This is a genomic window from Sulfitobacter sp. M05 (genome assembly GCF_029285175.1).
Taxonomy (GTDB): Bacteria; Pseudomonadota; Alphaproteobacteria; order Rhodobacterales; family Rhodobacteraceae; genus Sulfitobacter.
Map to the genome: position 1 here is coordinate 547651 of NZ_JABEDH010000001.1, position 23915 is coordinate 571565.

The window sequence follows — 23915 nt, forward strand, 5'->3', positions numbered from 1 at the left end:
TCTCGTTTTTATAACCTGCTCTGGTTATGGGAAGCCTATGCGAAAATCTTGTTAATGTCTTGCCCTTTTTTGGTCTCGCCAAAGGTTTCACACTTTGCTATTGGAGCCAAGTTGCCGTCGCAGAACGCGCAACAGTGCGGGTGTGGCGGAATTGGTAGACGCACCAGATTTAGGTTCTGGCGCCTATGGCGTGGGGGTTCGAGTCCCTTCACCCGCACCACTAAACTGTTTGGAAACAATGCGTTTCAAATGTTTAAATGCGATAGCGTTCTATCTGATGCCCGTTTGGGGACACACCCGATGGTTAGATAGTGAGCGATCGCGTGCGTTCGGTTTCGCCCCAATCGGCCAATCACATCGAAAACTCTGACGGTAGAGCTTTGTTAACTTTCGTCTGCTAACCCCTTGCAGACAAGAAGGCAGGCGGAAGGGCGTGTAATGAGCGATGTCTTGGATAGTCTTTTTTCGAATATTGAGGCGTTTGCCTATCGATGTCTGCATGACAGTGAACATACCCTTCAGGTGATCGAGGGGGGCATTAGGGAATTGCTGGGCTATAGTCCGGAAGACCTGATTGGCAATCGGTTGCATGCCTTCGCCGATCTTGCACATCCTGATGACAAGCAACGGCTGTTTGAAGCTGTCGATGCCGCTGTTGAAAAGCGTGGTCCCTGGGATTTGGCCTACCGCATGTTGCATGAAGATGGTGCCTATGTTTGGGTCCGCGAACGCGGCTGCGGCCTATATGAAAAAGGGGAATTGACCCACCTTCAGGGTCTTATTGTCAGCGCCACCGAAGAAATGGCATTGCGCAGTGAAATGGAAACCATTCTGATGCAAAGCCGCGAATCTAACTCTGAGATCATTGGCTTGACCGGAAAGATTACCGGCTCGATCCGCCAGCTGACCATGCTGTCCATCAATGCTAGAATTGAAGCGGCCCGCAGTGGGGATGCCGGCCGGGGTTTTGCCGTTGTTGCAGAAGAGATGAAAAAACTGGCCGATCAGAATGCCGAATGGGCCTATGTGATTTCGGAAAAAGTCAGCGATGTTCAGCGGCAGGGGCAATCGTCGTAAAACGGGCAGCCGCGGCAAGTCTTAGCCTCTTTGCCAACGAAGACGGGCAATGTCTGGCGCGACTATCCCTAGGAAACCCGGGAATAGCCGGCGTTACCGGGGTTTGACGCATCAAAGAAATGCGCCAGCCTGCGTACCAACGGGCGGGCCTCGGCGGGGAGTTTCAGATGATCCGCAGTTTCGCTGATCATGCCATCACATTCCCGCCGCAGCGCATCTAGCGCCGGGGTGATCCGGGCACGATCCAGTTCACTTAAGTTCAGCTCTTTGAAATTAACTGCGAAATCGCACATAAGCATCTCGATGATCCGCCCCCGCAACCTATCTTCATGGGTCAAACGATACCCTCGGACACCGGCCAAGGTACCCGAATTGATCTGACGGGAATAATCCCCGGTTTGTGCTGCATTCTGAACAAACCCTTCTTTGAACCGTGAGATTGAGGAGGCCCCAAGCCCCAGCAAAGTATCGCAGCCATCCACTGTGTAGCCCTGAAAGTTGCGCCGCAAAGTACCATCAGCAGCGGCGCGCGCCATGCTGTCATCAGGGCGCGCAAAATGGTCGATGCCAATCGCCACCATCCCATCCGCACAGAGCAGTTCCGTCGCCTTTTCAAACAGTGCAAACCGGGCGCGATCACCAGGCAGGGCGGTTTCGGGGATCAGGCTTTGGCGTTTTGCCATATGCGGCACATGGGCATAGCCGAACAGCGCAATGCGATCGGGTCGCAACATGTTAACCCGCTGCAATGTCTGCGAAAATCCTTCAATGGACTGGAAGGGCAGCCCGTAGACCAGATCAACATTCAGCGAGGCCACCTGTGCGTCCCGCAGCATGTTCACGGCATCTTGGGTCTGTTCAAAGCTTTGTAGCCGGCCGATACATTTTTGGACAACGGGGGCAAAATCCTGCACCCCGATACTGGCCCGTGTCATGCCTGCGGCCTTCAGTGCGGCGATTTTATCGGCGTCCACCAGCGTCGGGTCGATCTCGACGGAAAACGTGGTGTCCTCGTCCATCACAAACACTTCACCTAGCATATCGGCAACTTCGCCAATCAGGTCCGGCGGCAGGATCGTTGGTGTGCCACCGCCCCAATGCATTTGTTTCAGACGCAGTTTTTCGGGTTGGTAGCTGGCAATCAACGCCAGTTCACTGCGCAGGGTTTGCAGATAGGCCTGTACTGGGGTCAGACTGCGGACCCCTTGGGTGCGACAAGCGCAAAACCAGCATAGGCGTTCGCAAAACGGGATATGCAGATAAAGCGAAATCGGGGCGTCAGGATCAAGAGCTGCAATGGCTTCGGCCTGAAATGCGGGACCGCACTCTTTTGAAAATGCGGGGGCAGGCGGATAGCTGGTGTAACGGGGCAGCCGTTCGTCAAATAATCCGCGTGCTTTTAGGGTATCAAAATTCATCATTTCACGAACTTCTCGGATGTTCGGCGTCCTGTCTTTGATCGACATCAAGTGGTGGTGCATCATCGTCCATTAAGATACGCCACGCGGCCCCGTCCAGATCGTCATATTGTTCGGCGCGCAAACTCCACAGGAAGGCGACAAGCCCCAGACCGCCAAGCGTCAGCGAAACGGGAATCAGGATGGCGAGAATGTTCATTTTGCTGCCTTTCGTGTCACACGCATGGCATTCAGCAAGACAGTGATAGAAGAGGTGGACATCGCGATTGCGGCCAACAACGGGGTCACAAATCCGGCGACGGCCAGCGGAATGACCAAGGCGTTATAACCTGCGGCAATGCCGAAGTTTTCCAGAATCCGCCGTTTGGCACTGCGCGCCGTGTGGATCAGATCGGGCAGGGGGGCCAAGCTGCGGCCCAGCAATACCACATCCGAGGCAGCGCGGGCGGCATCCGCAGCAGCGGCAGGCGCAACCGAGGCATAAGCGCTTGCCAAAGCGCCGGTATCGTTCAACCCGTCCCCAACCATCAGCACCTTGTGGCCTTTGTCGGCAAGGGCCTCAAGATAGGCAATCTTATCCGTCGGACTTTGCCCCGCACGGAATTCTGCGATCCCCAGGGTGGCGGCAACAGAACGGGTGGCGGCCGGTGTGTCGCCGGAAATCAGGTGGATTTGCGTGCCTTTCGCCAAAAGCGTTTCGATGACGTCTTGGGCACCCTCGCGCAGACTGCCTTTGAGGGTCAGGTGGATTGCGACCTCGGAACCAATGCGCAACCATGCGCCGGGGGCATCGGTCGGCGTGGCCTGTGTGAAATCCGCAGACCCAAGCAGCACATTCTGTCCGCCAAATTCTGCGCACAGACCTCGTCCAGGCAGCTCGGTAATACCGGTCAAAACCGCAGGCGAGGTATCGGCATTGGTCAACCCCATTGCGAGGGCTTGCGCCACCGGATGGGTCGAGCTTTGCGCCAGGGCAAGGGCAACAGATTTGGTGGTTGTATCCAATGTCGCCAGTGTCGAAACCTCAAGCTGGCCCTCGGTCAACGTGCCGGTCTTGTCAAAAACCACCACATCGGTCTCGGCGATGCGTTCAAGGGCGGTGCCGTTCTTGACCAACAGCCCGGCGCGAAACAGTTTGCCCGCCGCCGCGGTGGATACCGCAGGCACGGCCAGACCCAGGGCGCAGGGGCAGGTGATGATCAGCGTGGCAATAGCGATATTCAACGAGAAACGCACGTCGCCTGTGGCGAAAAACCACCCGGCAAAGGCCGCAAAAGACAGCAAATGTACCACTGGGGCATAGACTTGTGCAGCGCGGTCAGCCAGCGCAGTGTAACGATTGCGAGCGGATTCGGCGGCATCAATCATTGTGACCATGCGGCGCAGGCTGGTGTCGGCACCCACGGCAGTCGCCCGCAGGACAAGCGGGCCGCTCAGGTTCAATTCACCCGCATTTACATCGCTGCCAACAGAAGCTGAAACCGGCAGGCTTTCCCCTGTCAGAATGGCGCGGTCCAGCGTGCTGGCCCCGTCAATGACCGTTCCGTCAACAGGTGCGCGGGCACCGGCCAGAACCACGATATGATCGCCGATTGCCGCCTCGCTGAGTTTCACCGTTTCGCGCCCCTGAGCGGTTTCGCGCAAAACACGTGGTACTTCCAACGCGGCCAGCTCGCGCGCGGCGGACCGGGCGGTGCTGCGGCAACGGTGGTCCAGATACCGCCCGCAAAGCAGGAAGAAGGTCAGCGACAAGGCGGCGTCGAAATAGGCGTCATGCCCGCCCGCCGCAGTTTCATAAAGCGACATGCCCGAGGCGAGGATCAGCGCCAGTGAGATCGGCACATCCATGTTCAACCGACCAACACGCAGGGCGGTCCATGCATTGTGAAAAAACGGCTGTGCGGCATAGAAAACCGCCGGCAGGGAAATTGCCGCTGACAGCCAGTGAAACAAGGTGCGGGTCGCGTCGCTTGCCCCTGACCAGATGGCGACGGACATCAACATGACGTTCATCATCGCAAAGCCCGCGATAGCAATGCGAAACAGCAGGGCACGGCCCTGAATGTCTCGGGTGTCGCCTAGGGCGTCGCGGTCCAGCAGTCGTGCCTCAATCCCCAGATCGGTCAGTTGTTCAATTAGCGTTTCAGGGGCAGTTTGCGGCGCATGGGTGATTTCAACCTGTTTGCGGTTAAGGTTCACCCGGGCCGCGAAAACATCGCTGCGGGCCAGAAGGCCCCGTTCGACCGTGGCAATACACCCAGCGCAATGAATGGCCGGCAGGGACAGGTGCAGTGTTTCGCCAGACTGGTTTGATCCGCCAGTTGCCCCGGTGGCGGGCTGGGCTATGCATCCCGGACAGGCCGCGATTCCAGGGTTTTCGGCAAGGCTCATAATGCGGGCTCGCGTACCTGTAGGGGAATGCGGCGCCGGAATGCGGTGCCGTCAGCAGCTTCCAGCTCTAGCCAAAGTGTCCAGTATCCCACTTCGACGGGGGCAGGTGCTGTCAGGGCGGTGCCGTTCCAAGTGAACACCGGATCCATATCTTCGGCAATATGGGTGGCACGGCCCAAAGTGGCGGCCATCACCTTGGGGTTTACCGGCGCGCCCTCGGCGTCGGTAATGGCGAGGGTCAGCACACCTTTGGCCAGATCGGTGTTCAAGGTCCAGCCCAACCCGTCCTGTGCGGCGCGGTCTTTGTCAAAGCTCTGGCTGGCGATGTAAGAGTTCTTGGTCACCAGCCCGGGAAATGTGCCCACGGCTTGAAAGGCCAGCGTCAGGTTGACTGCGATGATGACGCTGAAGCATCCGGCAAAGATTGCAAAGACATGCCAACCTGTGAGGGGACGCTGCATGTTACTTTTCCTTTCCGTTAAAGATCGTGGCCGCGCTGGTGCGGGTCTGAGTGCTGAGGTCTTCTACCCAAATACGCAGATCGGTGCGATCCGTCGAGGCCGCTGCGTCCTTGCGCCGCGCGGTGACATAGACCCGTTGCAACAGGGTTTGGTTGGCCGGGACTTCGACGCTCAACGTTTCAGTGCCTTCCAATCCGATGCGCAGGGTCTCTTCGGAGGTCAATGACAGGTGGAACAAACGGTCATCACCTGATTTGTTGCGTAGGCGCACGTCATAAATGTTGCGGATCGAACCATCGCTTTGCATCACATAGGTCGGGTTACGTACCGGCGAAACGGTCAGTTCGATGTCGGACCGGATGAACAGCGCAAAGACCAACCCTGCGCCAATGATGGACCACAACGCAGTATAGAGAATCGTGCGGGGTTTCAGAATATGCTGCCAGATCGGACGCGGTTTCCACGTGGCGCGCTCGGGTGATTCCGGGGGCGGGGGCACGTCTTCAAGGGCAAGATAGTCGATCAACCCGCGCGGCTTGCCGATCTTGTCCATGATGTCATCGCAAGCGTCGATACACAGGGCACAGGTAATACATTCCATCTGCTGGCCGTCGCGGATGTCGATGCCCATCGGGCAGACGTTGACGCAGGCCATACAGTCGATGCAATCGCCGCTGCCTTGGTCCGCTTCGGGCAGGTTGGCAAAGTCATAAACAGTTGCGGCCTGTGCGGCAGCAGCGGCCTTGGCCCCTTTTTTGTGCTTGCCACGTGGTTCGCCGCGCCATTTGCGATAACCGACGGTCAGGGTGCCTTCGTCCATCATCGCCGCCTGAATGCGGGGCCATGGGCACATATAGATGCACACCTGTTCGCGCATGAAGCCGCCAAAGATAAAGGTCGTCGCGGTCAGAACGGCAATGGACATATAGGCGACGGCGGGGGCATTCAGCGTGACCAGATTGACCGCAAGGGTCGGCGCATCGGTAAAGTAAAAGACCCAAGCACCGCCGGTGGCGACGGAAATTGCCAGCCAGACGACCCATTTGGTCAGCCTGAGCCGCCATTTCTTGAAGTTCCATTTGGATTTATGCAGCCGCAGCTGCGCGTTGCGGTCGCCTTCGACCCAGCGCTCCACCAGCAGGAACAGGTCGGTCCAGACGGTCTGAGGGCAGGTATAGCCGCACCAGACCCGTCCAAGGGCCGAGGTGAACAGGAACAACCCCAGCCCGGCCATGATCAACAGGCCCGCGACGAAATAGAATTCATGCGGCCAGATTTCGATCCAGAAGAAGAAGAAACGCCGGTGTTCGAGGTCGGACAGTACCGCCTGATTGGGCAAGTTCGGGCCACGGTCCCAGCGGACCCAGGGCAGCAGGTAGTAGATGCCAAGGGTCAGCCCCATGATCCACCATTTGAAACTACGGAAAAAGCCGGTGACACGGCGCGGAAAAATTGGCTCACGCGCGGCGTAGAGGGAAGGCGGGGTATCGGCCATCACAGGCTCCTGTCTGGTGTCGCTGTGCCGTATATGCAGACCGCGGCAGGCAGCGGCATTGATCTGGGTCAACCAAATTGGATTTTGGCAAAAGGGGCGCTCACTGCGCCCCTTCCTTTTTCGTCAACGTTACCAACCCTTTAAAGGGGGCAGGGGTGCTAGTTACTGGGGGTGTCGGCTTCACCGCCGCCCAGTTGATAGACATATGCCGCAACCGCCTGCACCTGCGCCTCGGTCAGGCGTGTCCCCCATGGTGGCATAACGCCAAAGCGGGAATAGGTGATGGTCTGGGTCAGGCTTTCACGATCCCCGCCATAAAGCCAGATGGCATCGGTCAGGTTCGGCGCACCTTGTTCGCGGTCCCCGGTACCTGCGTCACCGTGGCAGGCACTGCAATTGTCGGCAAACAAGGGTTCACCGGCGCTGGCCAGTGAGGCGTCATATTCCTCGTCAGCCAGTTGGCGGACATATTCGACCAGTGCGGGAATTTCGCCGTCTTCCAACAGTTCGCCAAAGGCGGGCATCTCGGAATAACGGGCATCTTCGTCGGAATCGTTACGGATACCGTGGCGCACCGTATAGGCGATAGAGGCATGATCGCCGCCCCACAGCCAATCGTCGTCCAGCAGGTTGGGATACCCTTTGGCACCGGCAGCACCGGACCCGTGGCACTGTGAACAGTTGTTGCGGAATACCGCGGCCCCGGAGGATACCGCATATCGGTTCAGTTCGACATCATCCGCCAGCGTGCTGAGGTCCGCAGATGCCAGTTGTGCATCACGGGCGGCACTTGCCTCGCGGAAGGAATCGATGTCGCGGGCAACTTCACCGCGTGTCGAAAACCCCAGCAATCCGGGTGTGGCTTTGCTGATCATTGGCCAGGCTGGATAGGCAATCACATATCCGATGCCCCAGATGATGGTCAGATACAGGGCCCAGAGCCACCAACGGGGCAGGGGGTTATTCAGTTCTTCGATGCCGTCCCAGACGTGACCGGTGGTTTCGGTGCCGGTTACTTCGTCGACGGGTTTCTTATCGGTTGGGTCGCTCATGACGGGTCTCCGTTCTTGAGGCTATCGGGCGATTGTTCGTTACGAAACGGGATGTTGGCCGTGTCGCTATGGGTGGCTTTGCTGCCCGGGCGAAAGGCCCAGAGGACGACACCCAGAAAGAACAGTGTCATCGCCAAAAGCATCCAGCTGTCTGCGAACTCGCGCATCCATGAATAGGTTTCCATGCGAATTCTCCTACCGGCTTGCGTCAGGGGTGAAGGTCGAGAAATCAACCAGCGTGCCCAGCATCTGCAAGTAAGCGACCATCGCATCCATTTCGGTCAGCCCGGGCTGGCCGTCAAAGTTGCTGACATTCGCGGTTTCGCCATAGCGTTCGATCAACCCGTCATAGTCGCTGTCGGGATCGGCCTGTGCCTTAAAGTCGGCGCGGGCGTTTTCGACCATCTCGTCTGTGTAAGGCACACCAACTGCGCGGTGGGTCTTGATCAGGTCTTCGACGTATTTGCCGTCAATCGGGGTTTTCGCCAGAAAGGCGTATTTCGGCATGATCGATTCCGGCACAACGGATTGTGGATCGGACAGGTGATCCACATGCCATGTGTCAGAGTAGCGGCCCCCGACACGTGCCACATCGGGACCAGTGCGTTTTGACCCCCACTGATGTGGGTGGTCATACATGCTTTCTGCCGCCAGGGAGTAGTGACCATAACGGTCAACCTCGTCACGCATGGGGCGGATCATCTGGCTGTGACAGACATAGCAGCCCTCGCGCACATAGATCTCGCGGCCGGTCAGTTCCAGCGGGGTGTAGGGGCGCATACCCTCTACATCCTCAATGGTGTTCTCAAGGTAGAACAGTGGCGCAATCTCCACGATCCCACCAATCGAGACCACAACCAGCGACAAAACCATCAGCAAGGTTGCTGAGCGTTCGATCATGGCGTGTTTGGCAAGGAAGCCCTTTTGCGGGGATGTGTTTTCGTTATCAGACATTTGTTTTTCCTTACTCAGCAGGCACACCGACGGGGGCAACAACACGGCTCCCGCCTCGGATGGTCATCCACAGGTTCCATACCATGATCAGCGCACCACTCAGGTACATGACCCCGCCAAGGCCGCGGACGATGTACATCGGGAACTTGGCTGCAACGGTGTCAGCAAAGGAGTTCACAAGGAAACCCTGTGCGTCGACTTCACGCCACATCAAACCTTCCATGATGCCGGTGACCCACATGCTTGCGGCATAAAGAACGATGCCGATGGTGGCCAACCAGAAGTGCCAGTTGATTGCAGACATGGAGTACATTTGCGCACGCCCCCAGAGTTTAGGTGTCAGGAAGTAGAGTGCGGCAAAGGTGATCATGCCGTTCCAGCCCAGAACACCGGAGTGAACGTGGCCAATGGTCCAGTCGGTGTAATGCGACAGGGAGTTGACCGCGCGAATGGACATCATCGGGCCTTCAAAGGTCGACATGCCATAGAAGGCGAGGCTGATCACCATCATCCGGATGATCGGATCGGTACGCAACTTGTCCCATGCGCCATTCAGCGTCATCAGGCCATTGATCATACCACCCCAGCTTGGCATCCAAAGAATGATCGAGAACACCATGCCAAGGGTCGCGGCCCAGTCGGGCAGGGCGGTGTAGTGCAGGTGGTGTGGACCCGCCCAGATATACAGGAAGATCAGCGCCCAGAAGTGGATGATGGACAGTTTGTAGGAAAACACCGGACGTTCGGCCTGCTTTGGCACGAAGTAGTACATCATGCCCAAAAAGCCCGCCGTCAGGAAGAAGCCAACGGCGTTATGCCCGTACCACCACTGTGTCATGGCGTCTTGCACGCCCGAGAACAGCTGGATCGAGTTTGACCCCCAGATGGAAACCGGCAGGGACAGGTTGTTGATCAGGTGCAGCATCGCCACGGTGACGATGAAGGCCAGGAAGAACCAGTTGGCCACATAGATGTGCTTTTCGCGGCGTTTGATCAGCGTGCCCATGTAGATCACCAGATAGGCAACCCAGATGATGGTCAGCCAAATGTCCACATACCATTCTGGTTCGGCGTATTCTTTCGACTGGGTCGAGCCCAGAACATAGCCGGTTGCAGCCAGAACGATAAACAGCTGGTAGCCCCAGAAGACGAACCAGCGCAGGTTGCCGCCCCAAAGACGCGTACCGCAGGTGCGCTGTACGACGTAGAAAGAGGACATGATCAGGGCGTTGCCGCCAAATGCAAAAATCACCGCAGAGGTGTGCAGGGGACGCAGCCGGCCGAAGTTGGCATAGGGTTGGGCCCATTCGAAATTCAGAACCGGAAAGGCCAGCTGAAAGGCGATGAACGTGCCAACAAGGAAACCGACAACACCCCAGAAGGTGGTGGCGATGACACCGGCGCGGATCACGTCATCCATATACCCGTTGGCATCGGTTTGCGGACGTGGATCTTCGTCAGTGTTCCGCAACACCCAGATGAACATCCCGCCAGCGATGACCATGATCAGGAACGCATGTACCTGATAGGCCACATCGCGGCCCCAACTGGCGGCTATTGCGGCAAAAAGCGTAATCCCCGCCAGCAGGATTAGCTTGAAATAGTCAGATGTCATAATGGTGCCCCTCTTTTCACCCTCGGCCATAACCAGAGCCGGGGTGTTCATACCTATTGTGCCTTTTCCCAAGGACGGGTGCAGCGGTCTTTGATCTGAGTCAATGTCTATAGGGTTTTTGCTTGGTCAAGGTCAAAGACATTGGCGTCGTATCGCAGCAATCTAGGATGGAACCGGAAGCAGGAGGACACTCTATGTCTATTCAGACCGTCACAACGATTCTTACCGATATTGATCAGGCCCCAGCACAGCTTGAGGCGGCCATTGGCACGGCACGGGCGCTGGATGCGCATTTGCATGTTCTGGCCCTTGCCAGCGGGTTGGTGGATCAGGCCGCCATGATGGGTGCAGCGCTTGATCCCATTCCTGTAAGCCTTGGCGTTGAGGACAGTCTGGCCCGGGCTAAAGAGTTAGGGGAGCTGGCGACCACGCAGCTGTCTGCAGAAGATATTCGTTGGCATGTTGAAACCGCCGTCGGCAGCGGTGCCAGCAATGCCACGGAAATCGCCCGGCACACCCGTTTCAGCGATCTGGTGGTGCAGCACCGTCTGAGTGGTCCTGCGGATCAGGACCGCACCCGCCGGCTGGCCGAGACTGTGTTGTTTGAATCCGGGGTGCCGCTGTTGCTGCTTCCGGACGCCACGCAGATTGCCGCCCCGCCCAGCAAGGTTCTTGTGTCATGGGACGAAAGCGATACGGCCCTGCGTGCCGTTCGTCAGGCGATGCCTTTGTTGACCAAAGCCACTTATGTGCATGTGGTGATGGTTGATCCGCCAAAAGATGCGCCGGACCGTTCCGACCCCGGCGGGGCCTTAGCGCAATACCTATCGCGACAGGGTATCAAATGTGAACTTTCGGTTTGTAATCAAAACGATGGGAGTATTTCGTCCACCCTGGAGCGGCGCGCAACCGAATTGGGCTGCGGCATGATCGTGATGGGGGCCTACGGTCATTCCCGCCTGCGTGAGGCCATTTTCGGCGGCACCACCCGGAATATCCTAGCGAACGCCACCTTGCCCGTTTTCATGGCGCATTAGGAGCAGCCTCGGGATCAAGCGGGTTTTCGAAAGAAGGGGAGGTCTTTCGAAATGCCGGGGCGGGGGAGTCGCAAGGGCGATTGCCCCGTCCATTGGCGGGGGCATACAGCGTTTCGAGTAAAACTTGAATCAAACGTTTTGGAATAGAGGCCCTATTCTTGCGCAGAGGTTTCCGACCAACGAAAAATCTCACAAACTGGCGGGTCGAAATTGGCGGGCCCTAGTACAGCATCCCGCCATCAGTATCGTCGCCGGTTTCGGCCATGAGCACGGTCAGATCGGGGATGGTAATGGTGCGACTGCCGGTCATTCCGATCACGCCGTCTTTGCGCAGTGCGGTCATTTGACGGCTAACGGTTTCGATGGTCAGGCCCAGATATTCGCCCATCGCCTCGCGTGACATCGGCATTTCAAACGACAACCCGTCACCAATTTTCTGAAGATGCAGCGACGCTGTCCGCCGCCCGATCAGCGACAATAAACAGCTGATCTTTTCGCGGGCGGTCTTGCGGCCCAACAGCATCATCCATTCGCGTGCCACTTCCAGCTCGTCGAGCGACATTACCAACAATCGCTGCCCGATATGGGGGGTGACATCGATCAGCGCCTCAAAGGGTTTGCGCCGGAAGCAGCACAGGGTGACGTCCTGAATCGCCTCTACATCATAGCTTACATGGTCACGCCCAGGCCTGCCGATAAAGTCGGAGGGCAGCAAAAGGCCCAGCATCTGGATGCGACCGTCGGGCAGGGTCCGCGACAGTTTGGCTGCCCCCGTCACCACAGACGCTACAAAGTGCATTTCGTCGCCCTGAAACATGATCTGCTGGCCGGCATCAAAGCTACGGTAGTATTTAATGTCTTCCAAACGGCTCAATTCTTCAGAATCACAGGTCGCGCAAACTGCGCGGTTTCTGATGTTGCAATCTGCACAGGATGCAAAGTTGCCGCTGGTATGTGCCAGATTCATGTCTCGGGTCTTTCATTTTTCAGGTACTGCAATTCTATCACCTTGATTTGAAAACTCAATCTAGTGTGGCCGGCACTTTGGCAGGGGGTGACGCCATGTTTTGCGGTCTTTTCCGTATGAAAGCAGTGTTTCAGCATGATATTGGTTGCAATGCCTCTCGCAATCGCTTTTTATTGACGCAACGATCAATAAAAAATCCGGGAGAATTTTATGAAACGTCTATTGGCCACGACAGCCGTCGCCCTTGGCTTTGCCACATCTTTGTCCGCAGCTGGATGCGACAAGGTGACCTTTTCTGATGTTGGCTGGACTGACATCACGGCAACCACGGCTGCCGCCTCTGTTGTACTGGATGCATTGGGCTATGAAACCGAAACAAAGATCCTGTCCGTTCCGGTCACCTATACCTCAATGGCGGCGGGCGACATTGATGTCTTTCTGGGCAACTGGATGCCGACAATGGAGGCCGATATCGCCCCTTATCGCGAGGCCGGCACTGTTGATACCGTGCGCGCCAACCTGACTGGCGCAAAATACACGCTGGCGGTGAATAAAGCCGCTGCGGATATGGGCATCACTTCATTTGCCGACATCGCCGCCAAAGCCGACGCGCTGGACGGCAAGATCTATGGCATCGAACCGGGCAATGACGGCAACCGTCTGATCCAGTCGATGATTGATGACAACGCGTTCGACCTGAAAGAGTTCGAAGTGGTCGAATCCTCCGAGCAGGGCATGTTGGCGCAGGTTAAGCGCCTAAGCCGTAAAGGTGATCCGATTGTCTTCCTTGGCTGGGAACCCCACCCGATGAACGCCAATTTCGACCTGACCTATCTGGAAGGTGGCGATGATTTCTTTGGCCCTGATCTGGGCGGTGCGACAGTGCATACCAACACCCGTGCGGGATATGTCAGCGAATGTCCAAATGTTGGCAAGCTGTTGGGTAACATGGAATTCACGCTGGCCATGGAAAACGAAATCATGGGCGCGATTCTGGATGACGGCAATGATCCCGAAGAGGCCGCTGCCATGTGGATCAAGGCAAACGCCGATGTGCTTGGCGGATGGCTTGACGGTGTGACCACCAAGGACGGTGGTGAGGCGATGGCCGCGACGGCCGCGCTGAAGTAATCGCGACAGAGTGTAAAAAATGCCCGCCCTGATCCTTGGGGCGGGCATTGTGTTTTCGGGGGGACGTGATGAACTGGCTGACGGACAACAAGATACCGATTGATGACATCGCGGAGGCGGCGTTTGATTGGCTTCAGATCAAGGGCGAGTGGTTCTTTGACGGGCTGGCGCAGGTGATGGAATGGTTGATTGACGCCATCCTGTGGGTGCTGCAAACGCCACATCCTCTGCTGGTGATTGCCGCTTTTGCCGCGCTTACCTGGGGTATTCAGCGCAATTGGAAAACCGTGGCCTTTATTGTCATCGGTTTTCTGTTCATCCTTAATCAGGATTACTGGGAGGAGACCACCGAAAGCTTGACGCTGGTGCTTTCCGCCTGTGTGGTCTGTATGGGCGTCGGCGTTCCGATCGGCATCGCCGCAGCGCATCGTCCGCGCCTTTACCGTTTCATGCGGCCTGTGTTGGACTTGATGCAGACACTGCCAACATTTGTTTATCTGATCCCTGCCATTGTGTTCTTTGGCATCGGTATGGTGCCCGGCCTGATTGCCACGGTGATCTTTGTGCTGCCAGCCCCGATCCGCCTGACCCAGCTTGGCATCGCTTCTACCCCCAAATCTCTGCTGGAAGCGGCGCAGGCCTTTGGCGCAACGCCGCGCCAGACCCTGTGGAAAATCGAACTGCCCTATGCGCTGCCCCAGATCATGACAGGGTTGAACCAGACGATCATGTTGTCCCTGTCGATGGTGGTGATTGCCGCCCTTGTTGGGGCGGACGGATTGGGCGTGCCGGTGGTACGTGCGTTGAACTCGGTGAACACCGGATTGGGATTTGAAAGCGGTCTGATTATCGTGGTGGTCGCCATCATGTTGGACCGGATGTTGCGGGTGGGACAAAAATGAACACGGCTGTAAAATTCGATAATGTTTCCATCGTCTTTGGCGAGAAACCCAAGGCGGCGCTGGAACTGATGGATCAGGGCCAGAACCGTCCCGAGATCGAGGCGGCCACGGGGCAGGTGCTTGGCGTACACAACTGCTCGCTTGAGGTGGCCGAGGGGGAAATCCTTGTGCTGATGGGCCTGTCCGGCTCTGGCAAATCGACCTTGTTGCGGGCGGTTAACGGCCTGAACCCGGTGGCGCGTGGCAATGTGGTGGTCAACGACGGCGCATGGTCCGCCAACGTGCAGGAATGTAGCCCTGCCGATCTGCGCAAGGTTCGGCGTGAATGTGTGTCGATGGTGTTTCAGCAATTCGGCCTGCTGCCGTGGCGCAGCGTACGTGACAATGTGGCGATGGCGCTGGAATTTTCCGACACCCCCAAGGCCGAGCGCAATGCCCGTGCCGAAAAGCAACTGGCACTGGTCGGTCTGTCCGATTGGGCTGACCGCAAGGTGGGCGATCTGTCTGGTGGTATGCAACAACGTGTCGGGCTGGCGCGTGCCTTTGTGACCGAAGCGCCAATTTTGCTGATGGACGAACCGTTTTCCGCACTGGACCCGTTGATCCGCACCCGCCTGCAAGACGAGTTGCTGGAACTCCAGCGGGATCTGAAACGCACGATTATTTTTGTCAGCCATGATCTGGACGAGGCCTTCAAACTGGGGGGGCGTATCGCGATTATGGAGGGCGGGCGCATCGTGCAGCTGGGCACCCCGCGCGAGATTTTCTCGAACCCGGCATCGGATTATGTCGCTGACTTTGTGTCCAATATGAACCCCTTGGGTGTCTTGACGGCCCGCGACGTGATGGATCCGGCCAGCGATGAAACGGCCCCTCTGGTGGCGGCCGAGACACCCGTTGCCGCGTTGATCCAGCAACTGACCGGCGAAACCGGGGCGCTTCGGGTGATGGAAGGGGACAGCGTGCTAGGCACGGTCACAGCCCAAAGCATCGTCGCGCGGCTCTGCGTCTAGCGCCGCGCCCTGCCTGCGGCTTTAGCGCCGTGGTTTCCTATTGATGATCCCGCCTGTGAGTACATTCCGGTCTGCGCTATGTGGCCGCGCGGGGGACGGTGCATGTTCAAACAGATCCGCATCCATTAACAATGTCCGAAACGGCAAAGCTGTTTTGGACATCAAACATGCAGTATCACCGGCAAGTCATTGTTTATAAATTTAAATTCTGCTGGGAAAGTTTGAAATGGTGCCCCCACACGGACTCGAACCGCGGACCTATTGATTACAAATCAATTGCTCTACCAGCTGAGCTATAGGGGCAGGCGTCCTAGGGACGTCTCGACCTTCCGACTGACTTGCATCTGCCTAAGGTGTGCGCGTTCTTTAGTAGATCATGTTTTGGGATGCAAGCACTCTCGACACCAAAAATGCATCATTTTTAAAATCGTTTTTTTCTGCGCCATTCGATCCGATTTAGATGTTTTACACCCAAAGCCCGAGCCTGTATTCAACAGGCCATTATTTCACGTAGCGGGTAGGGATTTATGCAGCTGGTTTTGCAGACAGGCGCCCATTTTACCGAGCAGGAGCGGCTGATCAAATCAGTCCTGCGCAACAAAGAGGCCTTTGCCAAACGCGGTGTGATCGTCCCGGGGCCAAACAGCTATCGCGGGTTGGTGCGTGAGACGTTGAATGCAATGCGCAAAACGCCGGCCTCGCCGCAGGCGCGCGAGGTCCTGCTGGATGTGATGCTGGATGGGTCGCCCGCTGACCGCCTGATCCTGTCGGATGCGAACTTCTTCCGCACGGCAGGCACTGCAATTCAGGAAGGCGTGCTTTATCCGGCGGCGGCCGGGCGCATGGCGCATATGGCGGCATTGTTTCCCGATGACGAGATCGAGATTTATCTGGCGGTGCGCAATCCTGCCACCTTTATCCCGATCATCTACGGCAATGCGATTGATCAATCTGCCGCGGCGTTTTGGGGCGGGCGCCACCCGCAGGATCTGCGCTGGTCCGACACCATTGCTGACATCCGCGAGGCAGCACCAAATATCGCCATCACCGTATGGTGTAGCGAGGATACGCCACTGATCTGGGCTCAGATTATTCGCGAACTCGGTGGCGTTGAGCATCATCAAAAGATTGTTGGCGGCTTTGATCTTTTGTCGAGCATCATGTCGAAAGAGGGGATGGAGCGGCTGCGCAGCTATATGCATCTGCATCAGGACATCACCGAAGTGCAAAAGCGCAGGGTCATCGGGGCGTTTCTTGACAAATTCGCTTTGGATGATGCGATTGAAGAAGAACTCGATATGCCCGATTGGACCGAAGCGCTGGTCGATGAACTGACCGAGCTTTACGACGAGGACATGATGACGGTTCAACGGATGGACGGTGTCCGCATGATCGCGCCCTGACAAATACAGGTGCGAGGGGGGACGTCAGCCAAAGTCGTGCGCGATTTGCGGGGCCAGTTCGGTCGTCACGGCATAGGCGGCGGGATAGCCTCTTTGGTGCAGCGCTCAACACGGCATCGTCGACATGGGTTTGGGGCAGATAAATCTGACTGCCGCATTTATCGTGTTTAGCTACTCTTGGGTCCACCCGTGGAGATCGGTTACACCTGCGGATACATAGTGAAACAAGATTGCCGCCAGCGGTGCTTGCGTTGCTCCGCCTCTCAGGCCGATGGGGTGTTTTCGTCTTTCCAGCGCCGGTAGGCTGCGTTTAACCCGGCCAATGTCATGGGCTCGGCATTTGCAACTGTGGCCGGTGCGCCTTGTGTTTGCAGGGCACGGACATAGGGCGCAGCCGCTGCGTCGGTCCCGATGATGGCGATGTTGGTGCCCAGCCAATAAGGGCGCGCGGCAGCCAGTTCTGCACCGATCAACAGGCCGGTCAGCCGCGCCCTCCCAACTTCGACGGGGGCATCATCCAACAGCTGATCGGCGTGAAGCGTGAACAGCCGGGCGGCAAGTTTCTCGGGCTTACTCAGGGCTTCCTCGACGGTGGTGTCAAAGGTGCCCTGATCCCAATCTTCGGACGCAACCGACGGGCGCAGCACCGAATGCGCGGCCAGAAGGCTGGCTAGCGTGCCGCTCATATAGGTCTGGAAGCTGACCACTTCGCCAGCGGAAATCTGGGCCCATTTTGTGTGCGCACCTGGCAGGCAGATCACCCCGTCCCACTCTGGATTCAGCGCAAGGAAACCGGCGATACGGGTTTCTTCGCCATGCATAATGTCCGAGGGTGTGGTTTGCCGCAGGCCGGCAACGACATGCAGGTTGAAATGCGCGCTTGGGGCGGGAACCGGCCCTTGAGCCAAAGGCGGGCAGGGCACAGCGTGACGGGGGACATCAATCCAGCCACCAGAGGAGCCGAGCAAACCGCAAGCGATAACCGGGGTCTGTTGTGACACCTGCCAGCCATCCAGAACTGCCGTCAGGGCCAGTTCGAAACCGTCGCGGGTTGATCCGTCAATTTCGTCGCTGGAGTGTGCTTTGGCCAGTGCGCGTCCTTCGGCCATTGCCCAGGCACACAGGCTATTGCTGTCCCAGTCTAGCGCGATCCAGTCCGGTGTTACATTCATTCTGGTCTTACCCTGTCTGTATCCGTTTGTTTCATTGGTCTTTGTTATCGGGCTGGCATCCTTATGGGGCCGTCTTTTGTGACCAAGGCCAAGCCTGTTTATCCCCCGCAAGAGTTCCGGACAGCGGCAGGCCAGCGCCTTTCAAGGATGCGCGGTCAATCTATCCGGTGCCGCCTGATTGTCCAGTCGTGCGATTGGTCAAATGCCTGCTGTCAGGGCGGGCTGTGCTTGGGCATTAAAAACAGTTTCTTGCGATTTCATAGTGCAGTGCAGCATTTCCTTTACGTATAAAATGTTTTTACTTGAAGCATGGTTGCTTTGGCCCTAGCCTGATCTCAAGACTGCGGAATTGGGGAGACTGAAATGCGTGCGATTTGTCTGGGCGGCGGGCCTGCGGGCCTTTATTTTGGAATTTCATTAAAGCTGCGCGATCCATCCGCAGAGGTGACGGTGCTTGAACGTAACAAGCCCGACGACACCTTTGGATGGGGCGTCGTATTGTCAGACGAGACGCTTGATAATCTTGAGGCGAACGATCCGGTTTCAGCCGCCGAGATTCGCAAGAATTTCGCCTATTGGGATGACATGGCTCTGATCTACAAGGGTCAGAAAACCGTCAGCACGGGGCACGGGTTTTGTGGCATTGGGCGCAAGAAGCTGTTGCAAATCCTCCAGGCACGGGCGGCCGAGCTGGGGGTGGACCTGCAATTCGAAACCGAGGTGGAGGCCGCATCGACATATCAGGATGATTATGATCTGGTGGTCGCCTGTGACGGGTTGAATTCGAAAACCAGGCTGGAGTTTCAAGATACGTTCAAGCCTGACATCGACGTGCGAAAATGCCAGTTCATCTGGCTGGGAACCCATCAGAAATTCAACGATGCCTTTACCTTTATCTTCAAGGAGACGGACAAGGGATGGCTTTGGGTACATGCCTATCAATTTGACGATGATACCGCGACTTTCATTGTGGAATGCAGCCAGCAGACCTTTGAGAACTACGGTTTCGCGGACCTGAGTCAGCAGGAAACAATCGCCATCTGCGAGGAGGTTTTCAAGGATCACCTTGACGGTAACGCTTTGATGACAAACGCAAACCACATTCGCGGCTCTGCCTGGATACAGTTCCCGCGGGTGCTGTGCGAAACTTGGCACCACGAGAACGTCGTGTTGTTGGGGGATGCGGCGGCGACTGCGCATTTCTCAATCGGGTCGGGGTCGAAACTGGCGCTGGAATCGGCGATCTCACTTGCCGATCACACCATCGCGGAAACCGATATTGCCGTGGCGGCCGAGAAATACGAAGCGGCCCGCCGCCTTGAAGTTCTGCGCCTGCAATCCGCTGCGCGCAACTCGCTTGAATGGTTCGAGGATGTCGAGCGCTATCTGGATCTTGACCCGGTGCAGTTGAACTATTCCATGTTGACGCGCTCGCAGCGGATCAGCCATGAAAATCTGCGCGAACGGGATCCAGAATGGCTGGCAGGTGCCGAAAAATGGTTCATGGAACAGGCCGGTGTCCAGACCGATGGCCCCGCCCGTGCGCCGATGTTCGCGCCTTTCCAGCTGCGGGATATGACACTTGAAAACCGCATCGTTGTTTCCCCAATGGCACAATACAAGGCGGTCGACGGTGCGCCAACGGACTGGCACCTGATCCATTACGGCGAACGCGCCAAAGGTGGGGCCGGGCTGGTCTATACCGAAATGACATGTGTGTCGCCGGATGGCCGCATTACGCCGGGCTGTCCGGGGCTTTACGCGCCTGAACATGAGGCTGCGTGGCAGCGTTTGACATCCTTTGTACATGCGGAAACTGACGCGAAAATCTGTTGCCAGATTGGCCATGCGGGCCGCAAGGGATCCACGCGGATCGGTTGGGAGGGCATGGACAAACCTCTGGCCGAGGGGAACTGGCCGATCTGTTCAGCCTCTGCAATCGCGTGGTCGGATGAAAATGCCGTGCCACAAGAGGCGAGCCGCGCTGATATGGACCAGATTCGCGATGCCTTTGTCTCTTCTGCGGAAATGGCCGAACGCGCCGGTTTTGACATGATCGAGCTTCATGCCGCACACGGGTATTTCATATCGTCCTTCATTTCGCCGCTGTCCAACACCCGCACGGATGAATACGGCGGCAGTCTGGAAAACCGGATGCGCTATCCTCTGGAGGTCTTTGCCGCGATGCGTGCTGTCTGGCCGCAGGGCAAGCCGATGTCGGTGCGGATTTCGGCCAATGACTGGACAGGGGATGATGGTGTGACCCCGCAGGAGGCTGTGAAAATCGCACAGATGTTCGAGGCCGCCGGTGCCGATATCATTGATGTTTCGGCGGGACAAACCTCGACCGAGGGTCAACCAGTTTATGGCCGCATGTTCCAGACCCCGTTTTCGGACCGTATCCGCAACGAGGCCGGGATCAAGACAATGGCCGTGGGCAATATTTATGAGGCCGATCATGTGAATTCCATTCTGATGGCAGGGCGGGCCGATTTGGTTTGTATCGGGCGCCCCCACCTGAGTGATCCGTTCTGGACGCTGCGTGAAGCGGCGGCGATTGGCGACCGGCAGGGGAAATGGCCCTTGCCCTATGCCGCAGGGCGGGATCAGATGTGGCGACTGGCCGATAAGGCGACGGAAATGGAGAAAGTATGAGACAGGTTCTTGTTACGGGAGGTGGTTCGGGCATCGGGCAGGCCGTAGCGCGCGATTTTGCTGCCATGGGCGATGAGGTCACCATTGCAGGGCGCCGTCTTGAGGCGCTGGAGGAAACCAATGCCGGCGGCAACATGCGCATGGTTCAGGTCGATGTCACCGACGAGGAGTCGGTCAAGGCAATGTTTGATCGGCCTTATGACGTTGTTGTTGCCAATGCGGGATCCGGACATGCCATGCCGGTTGCCAAGATGCCGATTGAGGTTTGGAATGACACATTGGCGGTTAACCTGACAGGTGTGTTCCTGACATTCCGTGCTGCCCTTGCTGATATGCCGGCTGGCGGACGGTTGATTGCGATGGCGTCAATCGCCAGCCTGAAAGGCGGCGGGAACCTTGCAGCCTATTCGGCGGCCAAACATGGTGTGCTGGGGCTGGTGCGATCCTTGGCCATTGAGGTGGCAAAAACCGGCATCACTTGCAATGCGGTCTGTCCGGGGTTTGTAGACACAGAAATGGCCGATGGCGCGGTGCGTAACGTCATGAAGATGATGGATATTGACCGCGAGAAGGCGGAAAAGATGCTGGTCTCCGGCAATCCGATGCGCCGGATGATTACCTGTGATGAAGTGGTTGCCGCTGTGCGGTTTCTGGCGTCGAAAGAGGCGTCGATGATCAACGGGCATGACCTTTCGGTTTCCGGCGGCGAGATATGACAGAGGCAAAGGATCGCGTACGTCTTTGGCTGCGCCTGCTAAAGACTGTGCGTGGAATTGAAAATGACCTGCGCGAAACGCTGCGGCGTGACCACAAAACGACATTGCCGCGGTTTGATGTGATGTCAGCCCTGTCACGCCATCCGCAAGGCCTGAAAATGAGCCAGCTGAGCGGTGTTTTGCGGGTCTCTAACGGTAATGTCACGGGCATTGCCGACCGGCTGAGCGATGAGGGGCTGGTCGAAAGGGTGGCCGTGCCGGGAGACCGGCGTGCCATCGTTTTGCGGCTGACGCAGGCCGGCCTGGCCGAGTTTGAGACCCAGGCGCAGGCGCATGAAGAATGGATTAATGAAAGGCTCAGTGGTGTTAGTCCCGAAGAGGCGCGTGCCATGGCCGCGCGGCTTCAGGATTTTGCTGATGCAGCCGAGATGACGATGGAGAAAACGACAGATGCGCAGTGATGTGAAGCACTTTCTATGTGAAATCGAAGATGGAATTGCCACCGTGCGGCTGGACCGGCCGGACCGCAAAAACCCGCTGACTTTTGAAAGCTATGCCGAGATGCGCGATTGGTTTCGGGATCTGGTTTACGCGGACGACGTGGATGTGGTGGTCTTTGGATCGAACGGCGGTAACTTTAGCTCCGGCGGCGATGTGCATGATATCATTGGACCTTTGACGCGCATGAATATGAAGGAACTGTTGCAGTTCACCCGTATGACTGGTGATCTGGTCAAGGCGATTGTGAATTGCGGTAAGCCAGTGATTGCGGCGGTGGACGGGATTTGTGTCGGGGCCGGTGCGATTATCGCAATGGCCTCGGATTTGCGCATAGCCACACCTGAGGCAAAGACCGCGTTCCTGTTCACCCGAGTCGGATTGGCGGGCTGTGATATGGGGGCCTGCGCCATCCTGCCGCGTATTATCGGTCAAACCCGGGCGGCGGAACTGCTCTATACTGGACGCTCTATGAGCGCCGAGGAAGGCGACCGCTGGGGCTTTTTCAACCGGTTGGTTTCGGCAGAGGAGTTGGAGGCCGAGGCCTTGGCCTTTGCAAAGCAAATTCAGGCCGGTCCGAATTTCGCTCATATGATGACCAAGACAATGTTGGCACAAGAATGGTCGATGTCGATTGAACAGGCGATTGAGGCCGAGGCACAGGCGCAGGCGATCTGTATGCAGACCGGCGATTTCGAGCGGGCCTATAAAGCGTTTGTTGCCAAAGAGCGCCCGGTTTTCCAAGGCGACTAGGCGTAGCCCGCCGCGGAATGAGTTTATTGGCAAGATGAAATTGGGGAGCGCAATTCATGTCTGACCGGAGTTTTTTGACCTGGCCGTTTTTTGAAGATCGGCATCGGGAGTTGGCGGAAGCATTGGATGTGTGGGCGGCGAGCAACCTGGCCGGCGTTGATCACAGGGATACGGACGCGGCTTGCCGGTCCTTGGTTGAAATGATGGGTGCCGGTGGGTGGCTGCGTCATTCGGCAGCCATGGGGGAAGAGAGGTTGGATGTGCGGTCCCTCTGCCTGACACGCGAAACCCTTGCTCGTCACGACGGGTTGGCGGATTTTTGTTTTGCGATGCAGGGGCTTGGCACCGGTGCGCTTTCGCTTTTTGGCACTGCCGAACAACAGGCAGCCTGGTTGCCCAAAACACGTGAAGGCCAGGCGATTTCCGCTTTTGCACTGACGGAGCCGCAATCGGGATCGGATGTGGCCAGTTCCACGATGACCGCGACACGGGAAGGCGACGATTTCGTTTTGGACGGGCATAAGACCTGGATTTCCAATGGTGGGATTGCTGATGTCTATACTGTGTTTGCCCGTACCGGTGAGGGGCCGGGTGCCAAAGGGCTGTCAGCCTTTGTTGTGCCTGCGGACACGCCCGGTTTGAAGGTAGAGGCGCGGTTGGAGGTGATTGCGCCACATCCGCTTGCGACATTGCATTTCGATGGAGTCAGAGTGCCGGCAACGGCCCTGATCGGAGAGGCGGGCAAGGGTTTTGGTATCGCCATGTCGGTTCTGGATGTGTTCCGCTCGACTGTCGCGGCGGCGGCCTTGGGGTTTGCACGCCGTGCCTTGGACGAGGCGGTGGAGCGTGTCACCACGCGCCATGTTCAGGGGGCCCCGTTGTCGGATTTGCAAATGGTGCAGGGGCATATTGCGGATATGGCGGTGGATGTGGACGCCTCCGCATTGCTGATTTACCGGGCGGCATGGGCAAAGGATTCCGGTGCGGCGCGGGTCACCCGCGAGGCGGCGATGGCGAAACTGTTTGCCACCGATCACGCCCAGCAAGTTATTGATAAAGCAGTTCAATTACATGGCGGTGATGGTGTGCGGCAGGGCCAGATGGTCGAAAGCCTTTACCGTGAAATACGTGCTTTGCGGATTTACGAAGGCGCGTCTGATGTGCAGCGGGTGGTGATTGCGCGCCAGACTTTGGGAGGACGTTAA

At 57.4% G+C, this 23915-nt stretch carries 22 protein-coding genes and 2 tRNA genes; 12 read left to right on the forward strand and 12 right to left on the reverse strand.

Annotation, left to right across the window (positions count from 1 at the left end):
• Positions 1-136: 136 nt before the first annotated feature.
• A tRNA-Leu gene (locus HKX44_RS02750) sits at positions 137-220 on the forward strand.
• Between the two features lie 218 nt (positions 221-438).
• On the forward strand, positions 439-1077 hold the full coding sequence (locus tag HKX44_RS19985) for a PAS domain-containing protein (RefSeq protein WP_346348163.1): 639 nt from the start codon (positions 439-441) through the stop codon (positions 1075-1077).
• Between the two features lie 68 nt (positions 1078-1145).
• On the opposite strand, the gene hemN is transcribed toward HKX44_RS19985, so the two are convergent.
• The 9 genes from hemN to ccoN all read right to left on the reverse strand — a co-directional run bounded on the left by hemN (position 1146) and on the right by ccoN (position 10463).
• Positions 1146-2498, reverse strand: coding sequence for an oxygen-independent coproporphyrinogen III oxidase (gene hemN, locus HKX44_RS02765; protein ID WP_276149774.1), 1353 nt, complete (start codon positions 2496-2498; stop codon positions 1146-1148).
• Position 2499: 1 nt separating this feature from the next.
• Positions 2500-2694, reverse strand: coding sequence for a cbb3-type cytochrome oxidase assembly protein CcoS (gene ccoS / locus HKX44_RS02770; protein ID WP_276149775.1), 195 nt, complete (start codon positions 2692-2694; stop codon positions 2500-2502).
• Positions 2691-4886, reverse strand: a complete 2196-nt coding sequence (locus HKX44_RS02775; protein ID WP_276149776.1) for a heavy metal translocating P-type ATPase — start codon at positions 4884-4886, stop codon at positions 2691-2693. The genes ccoS and HKX44_RS02775 overlap by 4 nt, the downstream gene beginning before the upstream one ends.
• Positions 4883-5347, reverse strand: coding sequence for a FixH family protein (locus tag HKX44_RS02780; RefSeq protein ID WP_276149777.1), 465 nt, complete (start codon positions 5345-5347; stop codon positions 4883-4885). The genes HKX44_RS02775 and HKX44_RS02780 overlap by 4 nt, the downstream gene beginning before the upstream one ends.
• Position 5348: 1 nt before the next feature.
• Positions 5349-6842: a cytochrome c oxidase accessory protein CcoG gene (gene ccoG, locus HKX44_RS02785; protein ID WP_276149778.1), complete on the reverse strand. Its 1494-nt coding sequence runs from the start codon at positions 6840-6842 to the stop codon at positions 5349-5351.
• Positions 6843-7000: 158 nt separating this feature from the next.
• On the reverse strand, positions 7001-7894 hold the full coding sequence (gene ccoP, locus HKX44_RS02790; RefSeq protein ID WP_276149779.1) for a cytochrome-c oxidase, cbb3-type subunit III: 894 nt from the start codon (positions 7892-7894) through the stop codon (positions 7001-7003).
• Positions 7891-8079: a cbb3-type cytochrome c oxidase subunit 3 gene (locus HKX44_RS02795; protein WP_276149780.1), complete on the reverse strand. Its 189-nt coding sequence runs from the start codon at positions 8077-8079 to the stop codon at positions 7891-7893. The genes ccoP and HKX44_RS02795 overlap by 4 nt, the downstream gene beginning before the upstream one ends.
• Positions 8080-8089: 10 nt before the next feature.
• Positions 8090-8848 (reverse strand): cytochrome-c oxidase, cbb3-type subunit II, encoded by a 759-nt coding sequence (gene ccoO / locus HKX44_RS02800; protein WP_276149781.1) that lies wholly within the window; start codon positions 8846-8848, stop codon positions 8090-8092.
• 10 nt (positions 8849-8858) lie between these two features.
• Positions 8859-10463: a cytochrome-c oxidase, cbb3-type subunit I gene (gene ccoN / locus HKX44_RS02805; RefSeq protein ID WP_276150787.1), complete on the reverse strand. Its 1605-nt coding sequence runs from the start codon at positions 10461-10463 to the stop codon at positions 8859-8861.
• A gap of 194 nt (positions 10464-10657) precedes the next feature.
• On the opposite strand from ccoN, the gene HKX44_RS02810 reads away from it, so the two are divergent.
• Positions 10658-11500: a universal stress protein gene (locus HKX44_RS02810; RefSeq protein ID WP_276149782.1), complete on the forward strand. Its 843-nt coding sequence runs from the start codon at positions 10658-10660 to the stop codon at positions 11498-11500.
• A 220-nt stretch (positions 11501-11720) separates the two neighbouring features.
• Here HKX44_RS02810 and HKX44_RS02815 read toward each other — a convergent pair whose 3' ends face one another.
• Positions 11721-12467 carry a helix-turn-helix domain-containing protein gene (locus HKX44_RS02815; RefSeq protein WP_276149783.1) on the reverse strand — a complete coding sequence of 249 codons (747 nt, stop codon included), beginning with the start codon at positions 12465-12467 and terminating at the stop codon, positions 11721-11723.
• Positions 12468-12677: 210 nt separating this feature from the next.
• Between HKX44_RS02815 and HKX44_RS02820 the strand changes: the two genes are divergently transcribed.
• The 3 genes from HKX44_RS02820 to choV all read left to right on the forward strand — a co-directional run bounded on the left by HKX44_RS02820 (position 12678) and on the right by choV (position 15513).
• Positions 12678-13598: a choline ABC transporter substrate-binding protein gene (locus HKX44_RS02820; RefSeq protein ID WP_276149784.1), complete on the forward strand. Its 921-nt coding sequence runs from the start codon at positions 12678-12680 to the stop codon at positions 13596-13598.
• 68 nt (positions 13599-13666) lie between these two features.
• Complete coding sequence (gene choW / locus HKX44_RS02825; protein ID WP_276149785.1) at positions 13667-14500, forward strand: choline ABC transporter permease subunit; 834 nt, start codon at positions 13667-13669, stop codon at positions 14498-14500.
• A complete protein-coding gene (gene choV / locus HKX44_RS02830; RefSeq protein WP_276149786.1) occupies positions 14497-15513 on the forward strand; it encodes a choline ABC transporter ATP-binding protein in 1017 nt (338 codons plus the stop codon). Before choW ends, choV begins: the two co-directional genes overlap by 4 nt.
• A 227-nt stretch (positions 15514-15740) precedes the next feature.
• On the opposite strand, the gene HKX44_RS02835 is transcribed toward choV, so the two are convergent.
• Positions 15741-15816: transfer RNA gene (locus tag HKX44_RS02835), tRNA-Thr, on the reverse strand.
• Positions 15817-16040: 224 nt separating this feature from the next.
• Here HKX44_RS02835 and HKX44_RS02840 point away from each other — a divergent pair.
• Positions 16041-16916: a hypothetical protein gene (locus HKX44_RS02840; RefSeq protein WP_276149787.1), complete on the forward strand. Its 876-nt coding sequence runs from the start codon at positions 16041-16043 to the stop codon at positions 16914-16916.
• Positions 16917-17179: 263 nt separating this feature from the next.
• Here HKX44_RS02840 and HKX44_RS02845 read toward each other — a convergent pair whose 3' ends face one another.
• Positions 17180-18088: a 2-dehydro-3-deoxygalactonokinase gene (locus tag HKX44_RS02845; RefSeq protein ID WP_276149788.1), complete on the reverse strand. Its 909-nt coding sequence runs from the start codon at positions 18086-18088 to the stop codon at positions 17180-17182.
• A 363-nt stretch (positions 18089-18451) separates the two neighbouring features.
• Between HKX44_RS02845 and HKX44_RS02850 the strand changes: the two genes are divergently transcribed.
• From HKX44_RS02850 to HKX44_RS02870, 5 genes are read left to right on the forward strand one after another with little or no spacing between them, the layout of a single operon-like run.
• Positions 18452-20743, forward strand: a complete 2292-nt coding sequence (locus HKX44_RS02850; RefSeq protein WP_276149789.1) for a bifunctional salicylyl-CoA 5-hydroxylase/oxidoreductase — start codon at positions 18452-18454, stop codon at positions 20741-20743.
• Positions 20740-21459 carry an SDR family NAD(P)-dependent oxidoreductase gene (locus HKX44_RS02855; RefSeq protein WP_276149790.1) on the forward strand — a complete coding sequence of 240 codons (720 nt, stop codon included), beginning with the start codon at positions 20740-20742 and terminating at the stop codon, positions 21457-21459. Before HKX44_RS02850 ends, HKX44_RS02855 begins: the two co-directional genes overlap by 4 nt.
• The gene (locus tag HKX44_RS02860) at positions 21456-21920 is read left to right on the forward strand and encodes a MarR family transcriptional regulator (protein ID WP_276149791.1); all 465 of its coding nucleotides are present in this window, start codon (positions 21456-21458) and stop codon (positions 21918-21920) included. The genes HKX44_RS02855 and HKX44_RS02860 overlap by 4 nt, the downstream gene beginning before the upstream one ends.
• Positions 21910-22710 carry an enoyl-CoA hydratase family protein gene (locus tag HKX44_RS02865; RefSeq protein ID WP_276149792.1) on the forward strand — a complete coding sequence of 267 codons (801 nt, stop codon included), beginning with the start codon at positions 21910-21912 and terminating at the stop codon, positions 22708-22710. Before HKX44_RS02860 ends, HKX44_RS02865 begins: the two co-directional genes overlap by 11 nt.
• Before the next feature lie 56 nt (positions 22711-22766).
• Positions 22767-23915 (forward strand): acyl-CoA dehydrogenase family protein, encoded by a 1149-nt coding sequence (locus tag HKX44_RS02870; protein ID WP_276149793.1) that lies wholly within the window; start codon positions 22767-22769, stop codon positions 23913-23915.

Bases quoted from the DNA above. Each gene is read 5' to 3' on its own strand.
- HKX44_RS02860 (WP_276149791.1), top strand. From the start codon at position 21,456: ATGACAGAGGCAAAGGATCGCGTACGTCTTTGGCTGCGCCTGCTAAAG.
- HKX44_RS02850 (WP_276149789.1), top strand. From the start codon at position 18,452: ATGCGTGCGATTTGTCTGGGCGGCGGGCCTGCGGGCCTTTATTTTGGA.
- ccoP (WP_276149779.1), bottom strand. From the start codon at position 7,894: ATGAGCGACCCAACCGATAAGAAACCCGTCGACGAAGTAACCGGCACC.
- HKX44_RS02840 (WP_276149787.1), top strand. From the start codon at position 16,041: ATGCAGCTGGTTTTGCAGACAGGCGCCCATTTTACCGAGCAGGAGCGG.
- ccoS (WP_276149775.1), bottom strand. From the start codon at position 2,694: ATGAACATTCTCGCCATCCTGATTCCCGTTTCGCTGACGCTTGGCGGT.
- ccoO (WP_276149781.1), bottom strand. From the start codon at position 8,848: ATGTCTGATAACGAAAACACATCCCCGCAAAAGGGCTTCCTTGCCAAA.
- choW (WP_276149785.1), top strand. From the start codon at position 13,667: ATGAACTGGCTGACGGACAACAAGATACCGATTGATGACATCGCGGAG.
- HKX44_RS02845 (WP_276149788.1), bottom strand. From the start codon at position 18,088: ATGAATGTAACACCGGACTGGATCGCGCTAGACTGGGACAGCAATAGC.
- hemN (WP_276149774.1), bottom strand. From the start codon at position 2,498: ATGATGAATTTTGATACCCTAAAAGCACGCGGATTATTTGACGAACGG.
- HKX44_RS02810 (WP_276149782.1), top strand. From the start codon at position 10,658: ATGTCTATTCAGACCGTCACAACGATTCTTACCGATATTGATCAGGCC.
- ccoG (WP_276149778.1), bottom strand. From the start codon at position 6,842: ATGGCCGATACCCCGCCTTCCCTCTACGCCGCGCGTGAGCCAATTTTT.
- HKX44_RS02815 (WP_276149783.1), bottom strand. From the start codon at position 12,467: ATGAATCTGGCACATACCAGCGGCAACTTTGCATCCTGTGCAGATTGC.
- ccoN (WP_276150787.1), bottom strand. From the start codon at position 10,463: ATGACATCTGACTATTTCAAGCTAATCCTGCTGGCGGGGATTACGCTT.
- HKX44_RS02820 (WP_276149784.1), top strand. From the start codon at position 12,678: ATGAAACGTCTATTGGCCACGACAGCCGTCGCCCTTGGCTTTGCCACA.
- HKX44_RS02870 (WP_276149793.1), top strand. From the start codon at position 22,767: ATGTCTGACCGGAGTTTTTTGACCTGGCCGTTTTTTGAAGATCGGCAT.
- HKX44_RS02780 (WP_276149777.1), bottom strand. From the start codon at position 5,347: ATGCAGCGTCCCCTCACAGGTTGGCATGTCTTTGCAATCTTTGCCGGA.
- HKX44_RS02775 (WP_276149776.1), bottom strand. From the start codon at position 4,886: ATGAGCCTTGCCGAAAACCCTGGAATCGCGGCCTGTCCGGGATGCATA.
- HKX44_RS19985 (WP_346348163.1), top strand. From the start codon at position 439: ATGAGCGATGTCTTGGATAGTCTTTTTTCGAATATTGAGGCGTTTGCC.
- HKX44_RS02865 (WP_276149792.1), top strand. From the start codon at position 21,910: ATGCGCAGTGATGTGAAGCACTTTCTATGTGAAATCGAAGATGGAATT.
- HKX44_RS02795 (WP_276149780.1), bottom strand. From the start codon at position 8,079: ATGGAAACCTATTCATGGATGCGCGAGTTCGCAGACAGCTGGATGCTT.
- HKX44_RS02855 (WP_276149790.1), top strand. From the start codon at position 20,740: ATGAGACAGGTTCTTGTTACGGGAGGTGGTTCGGGCATCGGGCAGGCC.
- choV (WP_276149786.1), top strand. From the start codon at position 14,497: ATGAACACGGCTGTAAAATTCGATAATGTTTCCATCGTCTTTGGCGAG.